The 14,829-nt window shown below is 62.3% G+C and carries 12 protein-coding genes and 1 riboswitch; of the genes, 3 read left to right on the forward strand and 9 right to left on the reverse strand.

Going from position 1 to position 14,829, the window contains the following annotated elements; genetic code table 11:
* Positions 1–82 precede the first annotated feature (82 nt).
* The 4 genes from AN189_RS08645 to AN189_RS08660 form a co-directional block, all read right to left on the reverse strand.
* Positions 83–2,599 carry a putative PEP-binding protein gene (locus tag AN189_RS08645; RefSeq protein ID WP_083484322.1) on the reverse strand — a complete coding sequence of 839 codons (2,517 nt, stop codon included), beginning with the start codon at positions 2,597–2,599 and terminating at the stop codon, positions 83–85.
* Positions 2,600–2,741: 142 nt separating this feature from the next.
* The gene (glyS, locus tag AN189_RS08650; RefSeq protein WP_056034049.1) at positions 2,742–4,790 is read right to left on the reverse strand and encodes a glycine--tRNA ligase subunit beta; all 2,049 of its coding nucleotides are present in this window, start codon (positions 4,788–4,790) and stop codon (positions 2,742–2,744) included.
* Positions 4,790–5,317, reverse strand: coding sequence for a DUF6446 family protein (locus AN189_RS08655; RefSeq protein WP_172794886.1), 528 nt, complete (start codon positions 5,315–5,317; stop codon positions 4,790–4,792). Before AN189_RS08655 ends, glyS begins: the two co-directional genes overlap by 1 nt.
* A complete protein-coding gene (locus tag AN189_RS08660; RefSeq protein ID WP_056034053.1) occupies positions 5,314–6,234 on the reverse strand; it encodes a glycine--tRNA ligase subunit alpha in 921 nt (306 codons plus the stop codon). The genes AN189_RS08655 and AN189_RS08660 overlap by 4 nt, the downstream gene beginning before the upstream one ends.
* 163 nt (positions 6,235–6,397) lie before the next feature.
* Here AN189_RS08660 and AN189_RS08665 point away from each other — a divergent pair, with 163 nt between their 5' ends.
* Positions 6,398–8,149, forward strand: a complete 1,752-nt coding sequence (locus AN189_RS08665) for a trypsin-like peptidase domain-containing protein (RefSeq protein WP_056034319.1) — start codon at positions 6,398–6,400, stop codon at positions 8,147–8,149.
* Here the strand turns inward: AN189_RS08665 and AN189_RS08670 are convergent, their stop codons facing one another.
* The 4 genes from AN189_RS08670 to metZ all read right to left on the reverse strand — a co-directional run bounded on the left by AN189_RS08670 (position 8,150) and on the right by metZ (position 12,939).
* On the reverse strand, positions 8,150–9,598 hold the full coding sequence (locus AN189_RS08670) for a TrkH family potassium uptake protein (protein ID WP_056034055.1): 1,449 nt from the start codon (positions 9,596–9,598) through the stop codon (positions 8,150–8,152). It lies immediately after the preceding gene.
* Positions 9,599–9,804: 206 nt separating this feature from the next.
* Complete coding sequence (locus AN189_RS18765) at positions 9,805–10,221, reverse strand: VOC family protein (RefSeq protein WP_083484323.1); 417 nt, start codon at positions 10,219–10,221, stop codon at positions 9,805–9,807.
* A gap of 357 nt (positions 10,222–10,578) precedes the next feature.
* Positions 10,579–11,679, reverse strand: a complete 1,101-nt coding sequence (gene folE2 / locus AN189_RS08680) for a GTP cyclohydrolase FolE2 (RefSeq protein ID WP_083484324.1) — start codon at positions 11,677–11,679, stop codon at positions 10,579–10,581.
* A gap of 78 nt (positions 11,680–11,757) precedes the next feature.
* Positions 11,758–12,939 (reverse strand): O-succinylhomoserine sulfhydrylase, encoded by a 1,182-nt coding sequence (gene metZ, locus AN189_RS08685; RefSeq protein ID WP_056034323.1) that lies wholly within the window; start codon positions 12,937–12,939, stop codon positions 11,758–11,760.
* Positions 12,940–12,984: 45 nt separating this feature from the next.
* Positions 12,985–13,062: riboswitch (SAM riboswitch) on the reverse strand.
* Positions 13,063–13,173: 111 nt separating this feature from the next.
* Between metZ and AN189_RS08690 the strand changes: the two genes are divergently transcribed.
* Positions 13,174–13,824 (forward strand): glutathione S-transferase N-terminal domain-containing protein, encoded by a 651-nt coding sequence (locus AN189_RS08690; RefSeq protein ID WP_056034065.1) that lies wholly within the window; start codon positions 13,174–13,176, stop codon positions 13,822–13,824.
* A gap of 54 nt (positions 13,825–13,878) precedes the next feature.
* Positions 13,879–14,208, forward strand: coding sequence for a PilZ domain-containing protein (locus AN189_RS08695; protein ID WP_056034069.1), 330 nt, complete (start codon positions 13,879–13,881; stop codon positions 14,206–14,208).
* Here AN189_RS08695 and AN189_RS08700 read toward each other — a convergent pair.
* The gene (locus tag AN189_RS08700; RefSeq protein WP_056034071.1) at positions 14,205–14,825 is read right to left on the reverse strand and encodes an inner membrane-spanning protein YciB; all 621 of its coding nucleotides are present in this window, start codon (positions 14,823–14,825) and stop codon (positions 14,205–14,207) included. The genes AN189_RS08695 and AN189_RS08700 overlap by 4 nt on opposite strands.
* Positions 14,826–14,829 lie beyond the last annotated feature (4 nt).

Genomic DNA, 14,829 nt, shown 5'->3' on the forward strand with positions numbered 1-14,829 from the left:
AAAGGTAAAGTCTGGCATCTTCCGGCGAAATTGCTCGGCAGATTCACGCTCTACTTTGACTTTTCGACGAAAGCCCAGTCGGTTACGTTCGGCCAGAACCCGCCGATGACGCCATACGGGCATCCAGCAGCGTCAATTGTGCGGCAGACAGCCGCGCCGCAGGCACCCGAAACGGCGAGCAGGACACGTAATCGAATCCCTGCGCACGGCAGAATGCGATCGCGGGTCGCGTGCCGCCATGTTCCCCGCAGATCGACAAAACCACGTCGGACCGCGTCTGGCGGCCGCGCATCGCACCGATGGCCAGCAGCTCTCCCACGCCATCCAGATCAAGGCTGTGGAACGGGTCCTCGGGATAGACGCCCTGTTTGACATAAGCCGACATGAACCGTCCAGCGTCATCGCGGGACAGACCATAGGTCATCTGCGTCAGGTCGTTGGTGCCGAACGACAGAAAATCGGTGAACTGCGCAATGTCGCCCGCCCGCAACGCCGCGCGCGGTGTTTCCACCATGACGCCCAGCTTGAACTTGAAATCCACGCCCGTGGCACCGCGCACTTCGGCAGCAATCTTGTCCAGGCGCAGCTTGATCAGCTCGACCTCGCGCACGGCGCTGATCAGCGGGATCATGATCTCAGGTTGCACCGGCATGCCCCTGCCCCAGGCACGCGCCGTCGCCTCGAAGATCGCACGGGCCTGCATTTCATAGATTTCGGGGATCGCGATTCCCTGACGCACGCCACGCATACCCAGCATGGGGTTGTATTCACTCAGCCCCTGCATCCGTTCCACGACCGTGGACAAGGGCAGATCCAGCTGTTCGGCCAGGTCACGCTGGCCGGATTTGTCGTAGGGCAGGAATTCATGCAGTGGCATGTCGAACAGGCGGATACAGACCGGCCGGCCTTCCATGATGCTGAACAACGCCTCGAAATCGTCGCGCTGCATGGGCAGCAGGCGATCCAGCACCGCGCGCCGGTCATCGGCGGTCCCGGCAAAGATCATCTCGCGCATGACCCCGATGCGGTCCCCGTCAAAGAACATGTGCTCGGTCCGGCACAGACCGATCCCCTCGGCCATAAAGTTCTTGGCCGTTTGCGCATCCTTTGGCGTGTCGGCATTGGCCCGCACGCCGATGTCGCGCACGGCATCCGCCCAGGACAGCAAGGTCTGGAACGCATCGTCCAATGCGGCTTCCAGCATGTCGGGCGCACCGGCCAGCACGGCACCCGTGGTGCCATCGACTGTTATCGTGTCACCGACATTGAACCTGCGCCCGCCGGGGGCCTCGATCCAACCGCCCTTGCGGTCGATGATCAAGTCAGACGCACCGACAACGCATGGAACGCCCAAGCCGCGCCCGATCACCGCCGCATGACTGGTCATGCCACCCCGGATCGTCAGAACCGCCTGTGCCGCATGCATGCCGCGAATATCCTCGGGCGTGGTTTCGCGCCGCACCAGCACGCAGGATTCGCCCCTCGCCGCACTGGCCTGCGCCTCGTTCGCGCTCAGCACGATGCGGCCCGTCGCAGCACCGGGACTGGCCGCGATACCGCGCACGATCACGTCGCGCGCCGCAGTTGGATCAACCTGACGGTGCAGCAGTTCGGACAGGGACGAGGGCGGCACGCGCATCACGGCCTCTTCGCGCGGGATCACACCGTCCTGCGCCAGCGCCACGGCAACCTGCACCAGCGCCCGGCTGGACCGCTGCACACGCACCGCATCCAGAATGTGCAGGATGTTGTTTTCGATCGTGAATTCGATCTGCATTTCCTCGCGCAGCCGGGTCCGCGCGATATCCCCGAACCGGATCAGCTGGGAAAAGATATCGGGCGCGATATCCTCGAGGGCTGGCCCACGCGGGTCCTTGGTCAGATACAGCGCACCTTCGCTTGCGCGTGCGTCGCGCTGCTGGCTTTGACTGCGATAGCGTCCGCGCACCTGTGGGACGCCCGTGTCCTCGTTGATGAAGTGAATGAGGCCGGTGCCGCTTTCGCCCTTGCCGACGCTCAGCGCCAGTTCCTGCACGACCAGCCCCAGACCCGCGTCGCCGGGCGCGCCCTTGGCCTCGCGCAGCAGGCGCGCGGTGGTGCCATCCCAGGCCCGCGCCATCGACCGCAAGACCTCGGTCAACTGGGTGCTCACATCCTGTGGAAATGGCTCGTCCGCCTCGGCCTCGTAGGACTCGCGGGCTGCACGCAGCGCATCGGCCGGGCCCAGATGCGGAAAATCAAACGCCTCGGGGTCCAGACGGGCGACGGACACCGCGTAGGTCTGCACGAACCGCAGGTACAGCGTTTCCGCCTCGGTCTGGCCGATCCTGTCCGCCAACAGCGGCAGGCAGGCATCGTTCATCCCGATATTCAGGATCGCACCCGGCCCGCCCCAATCAGGGTCCTGACTGGACGGACGCACCGACAACAGCGGCTGCGGGCCAAAGGGGGCCAGAATGGCCTTCATGTCCGGCAACTGGCCCTTTGCACAGCGCAGGACCGCATCGAACGACAGCGCCACTGTCGTCGGCACCGGCATATCCAGCCGGATCAGACGTTGCAGACACTTGGCACGGCCACCGTGAACGTCCGGCGACATCCGCGCTGTCGGTGTAATCAATGTCACATCGTCAAAGGGGGCATATTGCTGCACTGCGGCATCCTTTCGTCAGTTCAGCATATGGGGCAGCGCGCCAACCTGTAAAGTCCGCGTCCGCCCCAACTGTCAACTTGACGCTACATCAGCCCTCAATTCGCGTCAGATCGGCGACGGACAGGCAAATTTGCCGAATACGGGACAGCAGATTCAGACGGTTGCGCCGCACGACGGTCGATTCGGCGTTCACCTGCACATCGGTGAAAAACATATCGATCGGGCCGCGCAGGGCCGCCATGGCAGTCATTGCGGTGCCGAAATCCTCGGCCGCCATCGCCGGCGCGATCTTTGCATCCGCAGCATCGAGGGCGTCGAACAGCGCCGTTTCCGCGTCCGCTTCGGCGAACTTGCGGTCGGCACCGTAGGAATATTCGACCCCGTCCTTGGCCTCGGCCTGGGTCAGGATATTGTTTGCCCGCTTGAACCCCTGGATCAGGTTTTCCCCATCGTCAGTGGCCAATGTCGCCTGCAAGGCCCGCGCCCGTTTCACCAACAAGCTCAGATCGTCGTTCCCCGGCATGGCGATGCACGCGTCTATGACATCGTGGCGAATGCCCTGGTCCTTGAGGTAGACCTTCAGGCGGTCGTGGAAGAAGGAGAGCAGGTGCGCCGACCATTCCGCATCGCCGAACGTGTCCGTCAACGGCATCCGCAGATCATTTTCCAGCACCAACCGAATGACCCCCAGCGCGGCACGGCGCAGCGCGAACGGGTCCTTGGATCCGGTCGGTTTTTCGTCAATCGCCCAGAACCCGGTCAGCGTGTCCAGCTTGTCGGCCAGCGCCACGGTCACGGACACGGGCGCTGTCGGCACATCATCCGACGGGCCCAGCGGCTGATAATGTTCTTGAGCAGCGGCGGCCACGGCGTCCGACTTGCCCGCAAGACCCGCGTAATAGCGGCCCATCAAACCCTGCAATTCGGGGAATTCGAACACCATCTCCGACGACAGGTCAGCCTTGGCCATCTTTGCCGCCTCTTCGGCCTCGTCTGCGTCAGCCCCCGTCACCGGTGCCAATGCCCGCGCCAGTGCGGCGATCCGGTCGATCCGGTCGCGCTGGCTGCCCAGCTTGTTGTGAAAGGTCACGTCCGACAGGCTATCCAGCCACGGCTGCATGCCACCCTTTGCCACGCGCAAATCATTATCCCAAAAGAATTTCGCATCCGCCAGCCGCGCGGACAGCACCTTTTGGTTACCGGCCAAGATCGTGGCCCCGTCATCCGCCGCCTCGATATTGGCGACCGTCACGAACCGTTCGATCCGGCCCGTTTTCGGGTTGCGCACGGAAAAGAACTTTTGGTGTTCCTTCATCGAGGTCTGCAAGACCTCTGGCGGCAGGTCCAGAAACTGATCGTCGATCTTGCCCAGCAGGACGACGGGCCATTCGACCAGCCCGGCCACCTCTGCCAGCAAGCCGCGATCCTCGACCAGATCGAGGCCCAGCGCAAAGGCCTGCGACGACGCATCGTTCCAGATTGCATCGGCGCGTTCGTCGGCCCGCAGCATCACGCGCGCACGTTTCAGCTTGGCCTCGTAGTCGTCGAACGACGTGACGGAAAACGCATCCGGCCCCATGAAACGATGACCGCGGGTGGTGTTGCCCGCCGCGATGCCGTCAACCTCCAGCGGGACGACCCGCGCGCCTTCTTCGTCCGTCAGGATACACAGGATCGTATGCAGCGGACGCACCCAGCGCAGGTTGCCCGATCCCCAGCGCATGGATTTGGGCCAGGGAAAGTTGCGGATCGTGGCGTCCAGCACCTCTGCGATGATTTCAGGGGCGCTGCGGCCCGGCTTTTCGATGACGGCGACGTAGAACTGGCCTTTCTTGTCATCGCGCACCTCGAGCTGGTCCAGTGTCAGGCCGGTGGACCGCAGAAACCCTGCAACGGCCTGTTCGGGTGCACCGACCTTGGGGCCCTTGCGTTCCTCGCGCACGGCGCGGCTTTCGGTGGTCAGGTCTTCGACCGACAGCGTCAGGCGGCGCGGCGTGGAAAACGCAGCCGCCGAGGCATAGGTCAGCCCCGCCTCGACCAGCCCGTCGGTCACACGCTTTTTCAGATCGGCGGCGGCCTGCGTCTGCATCCGCGCGGGGATTTCCTCGGAAAAGAGCTCGATCAATAGGTCAGACATCAGCGGGTGCTTTCAGGGGGCGGTGGGCAATTTTCGGGTGCGGGGTTGCCGTCGAACACGACCTCGCCGCAGTCGTTGATCTGGTGCCAGGCATAGGCGCGACCGTCATCATAGACCGCAACGATCCGGTCGATGCCATAGGTCACGTCCTTTTGCCCCAAGAAACCGATGGCAATTCCGGATTCCAGATCGGCACCGATCTGGCGGGCGTCGAAACAGTCGAACCAATCGGGGGCGACACGCGGTGCGGCCTCATCTGCAATCTGGTAGGTTTCGGTCATCATGGCCAGCGAGGTCGGCATCTCGTAGCAGGCACGATAGCGCAGCGGACTGGAGAGGCTGTCGATCCCCTTGTAGTTTTCGAACGTCAGCGGCTCTGCCTCGCCGGAAATCAGCGAGACAAATTGCACATTTGCGTCCTCGACCGCCACTTCTTCGTAATAGGCGTAGACTTGCAGGTAATAGAGGGCCACGCCCGCGATCAAAGCTATCAGCACCGTTGCTCCTATGAATAAGCGGGCGATCATGCCGCGGCACCACCGGCGGCCGTCTGCACGAATGCATCAGCGCAGGCCTTGGTCAGGGCGCGCACACGTCCGATATAGGCCTGCCGCTCGGTCACGGAAATCACGCCGCGCGCATCCAGCAGGTTGAACAGATGGCTGGCCTTGATCGCCTGATCATAGGCCGGATGCGCCATGATGATCTGCTTGCCCGTCTTGGGGTCCGTGGCCGGTTCGGCCAGGATGCGCGCGCATTCCGCCTCTGCATCCTTGAAATGTTGCAGCAGCGTATCTGTATCGGCCACATCAAAATTCCAACGCGCGTATTCCTGTTCGGTCTGCAAGAACACATCGCCATAGGTCAGTGCGATGGGCGACTGCGGGTCGTTGTAGGGCATTTCCATCACATGATCGACGCCCAGCACATACATCGCCAGACGTTCCAGACCGTAGGTCAGCTCGCCCGAGACAGGTTTGCAGTCGTGCCCGCCGACCTGCTGAAAATACGTGAACTGGCTGACTTCCATGCCGTCGCACCAGACCTCCCAGCCCAGCCCCCAGGCCCCCAGTGTCGGGCTCTCCCAGTCGTCCTCGACGAACCGGATGTCATGCATCTGCGCGTCGATCCCGATGGCCGCAAGCGACCCCAGATACAGCTCTTGCAGATCGGGCGGGCTGGGTTTGATCAGCACCTGATACTGGTAATAATGCTGCAACCGGTTCGGGTTTTCGCCATAGCGCCCGTCGGTCGGACGGCGCGAGGGCTGCACATAGGCCGCAGCCCAGGGTTTCGACCCCAGCGACCGCAGGGTGGTGGCCGGGTGGAACGTGCCGGCGCCGACCTCCATGTCGTAGGGCTGCATCACGGCGCAGCCGCGGCCGGCCCAATAGGTCTGAAGCCGCAGGATGATTTCCTGAAAACTGCGTGGTGTGTCGGCCATGTCACCCTCATCAATTGTTGCGACGGTGAATAGGCGGCTGGGCCGACAGGGTCAATCAGGTCACATTCACCGCCAAGTCATTGTCACACGCCGAATTGTGCTGCGCCGGTGATGCCGTCTGATAAAACCCGGTCGAATGACCGACAGCGCACAAGGGCCCGGAATGTTGAAGTTGAATGCGTGTCTTTTGATCGGAGCAGGTTTGTTGACGCTGGCGGGGCCCGCGCTGGCCCAAGACGGTACGTTCATCCAGCTCGAGGCGCAGCCAACGACGGCCGCGGCCATCACCCGCGCACAGGTCTATGACGCGACGCAGGACAACGTGCTGGGCTATAATCTGGGCGGACGCTGGAATGCCGTGGTCATCGGACCGTTCGCGACCCGGGATCAGGCGACCGCGGCCCTGCGTGTTTTGCGGCAGGCGGGCATTGCACCGGACGACGCGTTCTTGACGGACGGCGAACGGTTCACGGACCAATTCTATCCCGCAGCAGGTGCGACCCAGACAGAGGTGACGCCACCTGCGGCACCGGACGCACCGGCGACTGACGTCGTGGACCAGGTGGTCGAACTGCCCGCGCCAGCTGCGGATGAAACCGTGCAAGAGGCGCGCGTGTCCGAACAGACCCTGACGCGCAGCGAAAAGCAGGATCTGCAAATCGCCCTGCAATGGGCGGGCTATTACGATTCGGCCATCGACGGGGCCTTTGGCCGCGGCACCCGCAGCGCGATGGAAGCCTGGCAACTTGCAAACGGTTATGACCCGACCGGGGTTTTGACGACCTTGCAGCGAGACGTGCTGACCACCGCCTACAACGCGGTGCTGGACGGCATGAACCTGCAATTGATCCGCGATGATGCCGCCGGGATCGCCGTGCAGATTCCCACCGGAGTGGTCAGTTTCACCGAATATGAACCGCCCTTTGCCCGCTTTGGTCCGAAATCCGATGCGCTGGACGCGCAGGTGCTGCTGATTTCCCAAGAGGGCGACCAGAACCGCCTGTTCGGTCTTTATGAAATCCTGCAAACCCTCGCCATCGTGCCGACCGACGGCGACCGGCAGCGCGGTGATGACCGTTTCGAGATCAACGCCGTTGGGCCGCGGGTGGAAACCTACGTCACGGCCCAGCTGTCAGACGGGCAGATCAAGGGGTTCGCCCTCGTCTGGCCTGCCGGGGACACTGCCCGGTTCAGCCGCATCCGCGACGAGATGATCGCCAGCTTTGCCACGACCGAAGGCGTGCTGGACCCGGCATTGGCCCGCCCGGACGAGGATCAGGCCATCGATCTGGTGGCCGGTCTGGAGGTGCGCAAACCGCGCCTATCACAGGCGGGTTTCTACATCTCGGACACCGGCACCGTGCTGACTGCGGCAACCAAACTGGACAGCTGCACCGAAATTACCCTGAACGGAAGCGATGCCGCCACAGTGACGGCCAGCGATGCAGCCCTTGGGCTGGCGGTGCTGGAACCCGCGCAACCACTGGCACCGCAGGCGGTCGCTGCATTCCAAACGCAGGTGCCGCGCCTGCAATCCGAAATCGCCGTTGCGGGCTATCCGTTCGGGGGCGTGCTGCCTGCGCCCACGCTGACCTTTGGCCGGCTGTCCGACATCCGCGGCCTGAACGGTGAAAAAGATATCAAGCGGCTCGCACTTGCGGCGGAACCTGGCGATGCGGGTGGCCCGGTGTTCGACAATGGTGGCGCTGTGCTGGGGATGTTGCTGCCCCGCGCGACAGGGGCCGGGCAGGTTCTGCCGGCGGACGTCAGTTTTCTGGTCGATTCCGAAACCATCATCGGGTTTCTGGATCAGGCCGGGATCGCGGCACAGATCACCGACAGTCTGGCGTTCATGCCGCCCGAAACACTGACGCTGCTGGCGGCGGACAACACCGTGCTGGTGGATTGCTGGTAATCAGGTCCGCCAGAACCGCGGGCTGATCAGCACCAGCACCACCATGATTTCCAGCCGCCCGATGAACATGGCCGCGGCCAGCAGCCACTTGGCCGTCGGGTTCAGCCCGGCAAAGCTGCCCGCCGGCCCGATTTCAGCCCCCAGACCGGGGCCGACATTGGCCAGCGCCGTAGCGGCACCCGATACGGCCGTCACGAAATCCAGCCCCGTCAGCCCCAGTAGCACCGAAAACAGGCCCAGCAGCAGCAGAAACGCGACGAAAAACGCCATGACCGAATTCATGACATCCGCATTCACCGGCTTGCCCTCGTAGCGCGGCACGAACACCGCATGGGGGCTGTGGATCTGGCGGATCTGCGTCTTGATCGACGCGAAGAGCAACTGATAGCGGAACACCTTGACCGAACAGGCGGTGGACCCCGCGCAGCCCCCGATCAGACCGATGAAAAAGAACATGACGATGGGAAAGGTGCCCCATTGCATGTAGTCCGCGCTGGCATATCCCGTGCCGGTCACGATCGACGTGACGTTGAACAACGCCTCGCGAAAGGCCAGTTCCGTCACCGCATTTTCGCGGGCCCAGACCCAGAATGAAATCATCACGACGCAGACGATGATGATACAGATGAACGTGCGGATCTGGCTGTCCGTCAGGATCGGCCGCCCTGCCCCGCCCATCATCTGCACATACCGCACAAACGGCAGCGCCGCGAGGAACATGAACGCCGTCGCGACATAATGGACGCCTGCGCCGTATGCCCCGAATGAGGCGTCACTATTGGCCATTCCGCCCGTGGACACCGTCGTCATCGCATGGGTCAGCGCATCCAGTCCCGGCATGCCCAGCGCATAATAAATGATCCCGCAGGACACGGTCAGCGTGACATAGATGACCGAGATGCTGGCCGCGATCTGACCCGCACGCGGCAGGATCTTTCCCATCGTGTCAAAGGCTTCGGACCGGAAAATCTGCATCCCCCCGACCTTGAGTTCGGGCAGAAAGACCATCGCGACCACGATGATACCTATGCCGCCCAGCCATTGCAGGATGCCGCGCCACAGCTTGATCCCGTCGGGCAAGGTCTCGATCCCGCCCAGCACGGTGGCCCCCGTTGTGGTCAGGCCGGACATGGCCTCGAATACGGCGTCCGTCAGATTGGACTGGGTGGCCCCCAGCATGAACGGCAAGGCCCCAAAGGCCGGGAGCGTAACCCAGACCGCCGAGGTCAGCAGGAACGTCTGTCGCAGCGTCAGGCCTTGCGACACGCCGTTCGAACAGGCCAGCGCCATCAACCCGCCAGTCAGGATGCACAGGATCGCGCTTTCGGCAAAGACAGGCCAGTGACCGTTGTCGGCCAGCAGATCCGCCAGCATCGGAAACAGCATGAACATGCCCAAAGCCGTCACCAGCAGGCCGATTACATATCCAACGGGGCGCAGATCAATCATCGGCTATCGGTCGCCCGTCCGCCCTGCCCTGTCAAGCGTGGACGCAGTGCCCGCGCCCTGTCGGGCATCGTCGGTGGCGGTCTGGTGACGTTGCCCGTCAGGTCACCCCCATGAACCGACCGGAAAGGACTCTGCAGCAAAGGCCCGGTTTGAGCCCAAGAGTGACCAGTGCTGCTAGCTGTACAAATGTCAGCAATCATTTGGTTTCAATCGTCGCGTCCGGGTTCGTCTGATCTGTCGCAGAACAACGCAACCTTGTTTCCGTGAGGATCGCGAAGATAGCCAACGTAGAAATGAGAGCCGTATGAAGCACGAAAGCCCGGCTGCCCCTCGTCGGCCCCACCAGCAGCCAGGGCTGCCGCGTGAAGTTCGCGAACTTGGACCTGGCTGCTTGCTTCAAATGCCACCATGCAACCGTTGCCAGGCGATGCAGGACGACCATCGAAAGGGGATTTTACATAGAAATCGGGAGAGGTCGGTTTCTGACCGGGTGGTCCCGGGGGGATGTAACTCAAGTCTCCGTGGTATTCTTCGAGGGCATAGCCAAGGGGGAGCAAAAAAGCAGAGTAGAACCGCTCTGCCCGTGCGATGTCATCTGCGCCGACCGTGACATAGGCAATCATCCGAACTACTCCTCAATAAGCGCTTTGAAACCCGGGTTCGGGAATAGGTCCCTACAAAATCATTGTCATCTGCTTTCAAAGCTGACCTTGGCGCAGACGCGGCAGAGGTCGGCTTCGTCCGCAATTTGATCCATGCCGTGTCCCGTGCTGATCGACTGGTCTGGGGCCAAGCTTGCGGAATTTCGGCCAGTTTTGCGGGACCGGGGGACAAACAGGGTCAGTCAATCGGGCAGATTGCAACGGCCAATACCCGTGCGCCATCAACATCAACCTGAATGTCAGTGAGCCTTGTCGGCCAAATGCAAAGGGGCCGCGTGGACTGACGTCCGCACGGCCCCCAAAGTAGATGCACCTATATTAACCGACGTGGAACAGTGACGCGAACAGACGCGGGTCCAGCGACGTGGATTCGAACGTCGGGCCGCGTGTCAGCACCGACACGGCGTCGTGGCTGTGCAGGCTTTCCTGATGGCTGGCGACCACCCGGAAATCACCGATACGCTGATCGGCCTCCAGCGCCTGCGTGAACAGACGCGCCGCGTCTTCGACGAAAATCGGATTGGCGGCGTTCAGTTCCGCAAAGGCCTGTTCGTCCTCGCGTTTCACCATGACCTGCGTTTCGGTCGGCACCGCGGACCGCGCCAGTTCCACCAGATCCTCGAACCACAGGATCGGGGTGTCGGGTGCGATCACGGCGGACAGACGCGCGACCGACCGCTGCGAATGCGGCGTGGCCAGCTGCCCGCGGAACTGGCGGGCGTGTTCCGACAATTCCAGCGAACAGGGGCAGGTGCTGGAATAAACGTAGTCCAAGTGCACGATCTTTTGGCGCACGCCATCGCGTTCGACCACCTCCAGCGCGATGTCGTAATACTGATAGCCCGACAACCCCGACCGCAGGCTCTCGATCTTCATCGGGAACGAGAACCGCATCTGGATGCGCGCGTCAAAGCTTTCGAGGTCGGTGATATAGGCATCCAGCGCCTTGATCATCACGTCAAAGCTGAATGTCTCTTCGGCATAGCCATAGAATGTCCGCATGATGCGGGACATGTTGATGCCCTTTTTCTCGGCCTCCAGCGACACGGTCCCGGTCACGCTGGTTTCCAGCGTCAGGTCGCCATTGTCGCGCGTGTGAAACCGGATCGGCAGTCGGAAATTGCTGATGCCGACGTGCTGGATCTGCGCCTTGGCCCCCCGGATCAGGCTGGACGGACCATTCTGCAAATCCGGCATTGACGCGCGATAGCTGTCGTCGACCGCGAAATCCTCGGGATACGCTCTTGCGAGTGCAGGATAATTCGACTGGACCGCACCGGGGATCAGACGCGACAGCAGCGGATCGAGGTCCGCCACTTCTTCTGGTGCGGCATCACCCGCCCAGCTGCGCAACAGGCGCAAGGCATCCTCGGCCTGTTCGCGGGTTGGGGTCATGGGTTCACGCATGTGCTTGTTCATATCGGGCCCTCCTTGGGACGACATCGGAGGCCACTATATGGGGCGTCCTTTGATTATGAAAACAAAGCTAATGCATTTTTATGACCCGGCTATGTCGAGTGCCTGCGTCAGATCGTCCAGCAGATCGCCCGCATCCTCGAGGCCGACAGACAACCGGATCAGACCCGGTGTGATGCCCAGATGTGCCTTTTGGTCGGCGGGCAGGCGCTGGTGCGTTGTAGATGCAGGCGGCGTCGCAATGGATTTCGCATCGCCCAGATTGTTCGAGATCAGCCAGATTTTCAGGGCATTCAACAGTTTGAAGCTGGCCTCTTTTGACCCGGTGTCGATGGCCAGCAAGGTGCCGCCACAGCCCATCTGCGCCATGCACAGGTCATGCTGCGGATGGCTGGCAAGGCCCGGATAGATCACGCGTGTCAGGCCGGGATGCCCTTCCAGACCGCGGGCAATCTGTTCGGCGCTGGCTGTCTGTGCGCGCACGCGCAGTTCCATGTGCTCCAGGCTCTTGACCAGCGTCCAGGCGGTAAAGGGCGACATCGAGCCGCCGGTATGTTTCATGTAGGTCTCGATCGGACCCCGGATGAAATCGCGCTGGCCCAGGATCACGCCGCCCAGAGACCGGCCCTGCCCGTCGATGTGTTTCGTGGCCGAGTAGATCACGACATCCGCGCCCAGCTCAAAGGCCCGCGTATAGACCGGCGTGGCAAAGACGTTGTCGACCGTCACCATCGCCCCCTTGTCATGGGCGATCTGCGACACGGCGGCGATATCAACGGCCTCCAGCGCGGGGTTTGACAGGCTCTCGAAAAACACGACCGTGGTGTCGTCGCGCACGGCAGCACGCCACTGATCAAGATCGGCACCGTCCACGAATGTCACCTCGACCCCGAAACGCGGCAACACGACCTCCAGCACATAGAGGCAGGACCCGAACAACGCGCGCGACGACACAACGTGATCGCCCGCCTTGAGCGTGGCCATCAGCGCGCCCGACACGGCCGCCATGCCGGATGCACAGGCAAATGCGTCCTCGGCCCCTTCGATTGCGGCGATCCGATCCTCGAACATCGCGGTGGTGGGGTTGCCGTAGCGGGCATAGATGAATTCGTCGTCGCCAGCGGCCTCGAACCGGGCCTGCGCATCCTCGGCCGTGGGATAGACAAACCCCTGCGTGAGAAAAATCGCCTCGGACACTTCGCCGTATTGGCTTCGGCGTGTGCCTGCATGGACCGCCTTGGTCCGCTTGTTCCAGTTCGACATATCAGGCCCTTTCAAGGCAAAGAAAAACCCCGACACCACAGGTATCGGGGCAAACCCCTCACCCTTTTAGCGGAATGTTTAACGTGGTCCGCAATCCGGCATCAAATCACCACGCGCATCGCATACGCCCGACCGCCCCGTGGGTCAAGCAGGCGGCAGCGTTGCCTCGCCGTGGATTGTCGTGAATAGTCATATGCGCGGCAGTCGCGCCGCCGATTGCACACAGGCTGGACCATGCCGGACCCCATCGACCTATATTTCTGGCCGACGCCCAACGGATGGAAGGCGTCGATCATGCTCGAGGAATGTGGCCTGCCCTACGTGACGCATCTGATCGACATCGGCGCAGGCGACCAGCATGCCCCCGCGTTTCTGGCAATCAGCCCCAACAACCGCATCCCCGCCATCGTGGACCCTGACGGGCCGGACGGCGCGCCGATCTCGATTTTCGAGTCGGGCGCGATCCTGCGCTACCTGGCAGACAAGGTCGGACGCCTCGCGGGTGAGACACCTCGCGACCGGGTTGCGGTGGACCAATGGCTGATGTGGCAGATGGGCGGCCTTGGCCCGATGGCGGGTCAGGCGCACCATTTCCTGAAATTCGCCCCGCGTGCAGGCCACGACATCCCCTATGCCCAGGACCGCTACCGGGGGGAAACCGCGCGCCTGTATGGCGTCATGGACCGGCAGCTGTCGCGCACGGAATTTTTGGCCGGGGACCAGTACAGCATTGCGGATATCGCCTGCTGGGGCTGGGCGTCCCTGTGGCAAGGTCAGCAACAGACGCTGGATGACAAACCCCACCTTGCACGCTGGCTGGAAACGGTCAGCGCGCGTCCCGCCGTGCAGCGCGGCAGGGCCCTGCACGCAGAACTGCGCGGCTAACGCCGCCTTCATCATTTCGACCTAGCGTATCCCTGCAACCAAAGAGGGACCGCCATGACCCAGATTTACCGTCACCACCGTTATCCGACAGATTTCCCGACCATCGCAGGTACGGCCCACGGCCGGTCCAGTGCGCAAATCACAGACATCAATCAGGCAGGCGCACGCCTGCGCGGTCTGATCAACGTCCAGCGTGGTGACCAGATCATGCTGGAGGTGCTGCATCAGCGGATCAGCGCCCAGATCAGGTGGGTCCGGGGCGACACCTGCGGCATACGGTTCACGCAGACCATGGCGACGACTATTGTCGATACCGTCAGGCAATCACCCTCGCGCATCACGGGATGGCGGCATGTGTCATCACATATGCACGAAATGCGCTAGGCGTCGGTTTCCTCGGCATCCTTGTCTTGCTGGATCATGTAGGGTTCCAGCCCCATGATCTGCCAGACCATGAACACCATCATCAGGGCCGGAAAACCAAAGGTTTCGACCTTGACCCAGACATCGGTCGACTGCGTGCGCCACAGGATTTCGTTGAACACCGCGAGAAAGACGAAAAACGCCGTGATCCGCCGGGTCAGCAGCATCCAGCCGGCGGTGCGCATCGGGATCAGTTCACCCATGACCCATTCCAGATAGGACCGCCCGCGCCACAGCCCGAACCCCAGGATCGCCGCGAGGAACGTATAGACGATCGTGGTCTTCATCTTGAAAAAGCGTTCGTCGTTGAAATAGCCCGTCAGCCCGCCGAAAAAGATCACCATGACAGCGGTGAACACCTGCATCCGGCTCAACTTGCCGGTCAGCGCCCACAGGATCGCCATTGCGACCAGCATGATCGGCACGAACAGCAGGGTCGCCACGATGAACCCCGAATAGGCGGTGCCGCCTATGTCAAATGTGCGTTCATCCAACCGCTGGTAGATGATGAAAAACGCCAGCGTCGGCCCCAGTTCCAGCACCTGCTTCAGCACCGGGTTGATCTTGCGTTCACTCATTAAC

Origin of the sequence: Loktanella sp. 3ANDIMAR09 (assembly GCF_001420005.1) — a bacterium.
In the GTDB taxonomy this organism is placed as follows: domain Bacteria; phylum Pseudomonadota; class Alphaproteobacteria; order Rhodobacterales; family Rhodobacteraceae; genus Loktanella.

Coding starts and splice junctions, on each gene's coding strand:
- AN189_RS08645 (WP_083484322.1), bottom strand. CDS start 2,599: ATGTCGCCGGACGTTCACGGTGGCCGTGCCAAGTGTCTGCAACGTCTG.
- glyS (WP_056034049.1), bottom strand. CDS start 4,790: ATGTCTGACCTATTGATCGAGCTCTTTTCCGAGGAAATCCCCGCGCGG.
- AN189_RS08655 (WP_172794886.1), bottom strand. CDS start 5,317: ATGATCGCCCGCTTATTCATAGGAGCAACGGTGCTGATAGCTTTGATC.
- AN189_RS08660 (WP_056034053.1), bottom strand. CDS start 6,234: ATGGCCGACACACCACGCAGTTTTCAGGAAATCATCCTGCGGCTTCAG.
- AN189_RS08665 (WP_056034319.1), top strand. CDS start 6,398: ATGTTGAAGTTGAATGCGTGTCTTTTGATCGGAGCAGGTTTGTTGACG.
- AN189_RS08670 (WP_056034055.1), bottom strand. CDS start 9,598: ATGATTGATCTGCGCCCCGTTGGATATGTAATCGGCCTGCTGGTGACG.
- AN189_RS18765 (WP_083484323.1), bottom strand. CDS start 10,221: ATGATTGCCTATGTCACGGTCGGCGCAGATGACATCGCACGGGCAGAG.
- folE2 (WP_083484324.1), bottom strand. CDS start 11,679: ATGAACAAGCACATGCGTGAACCCATGACCCCAACCCGCGAACAGGCC.
- metZ (WP_056034323.1), bottom strand. CDS start 12,939: ATGTCGAACTGGAACAAGCGGACCAAGGCGGTCCATGCAGGCACACGC.
- AN189_RS08690 (WP_056034065.1), top strand. CDS start 13,174: ATGCCGGACCCCATCGACCTATATTTCTGGCCGACGCCCAACGGATGG.
- AN189_RS08695 (WP_056034069.1), top strand. CDS start 13,879: ATGACCCAGATTTACCGTCACCACCGTTATCCGACAGATTTCCCGACC.
- AN189_RS08700 (WP_056034071.1), bottom strand. CDS start 14,825: ATGAGTGAACGCAAGATCAACCCGGTGCTGAAGCAGGTGCTGGAACTG.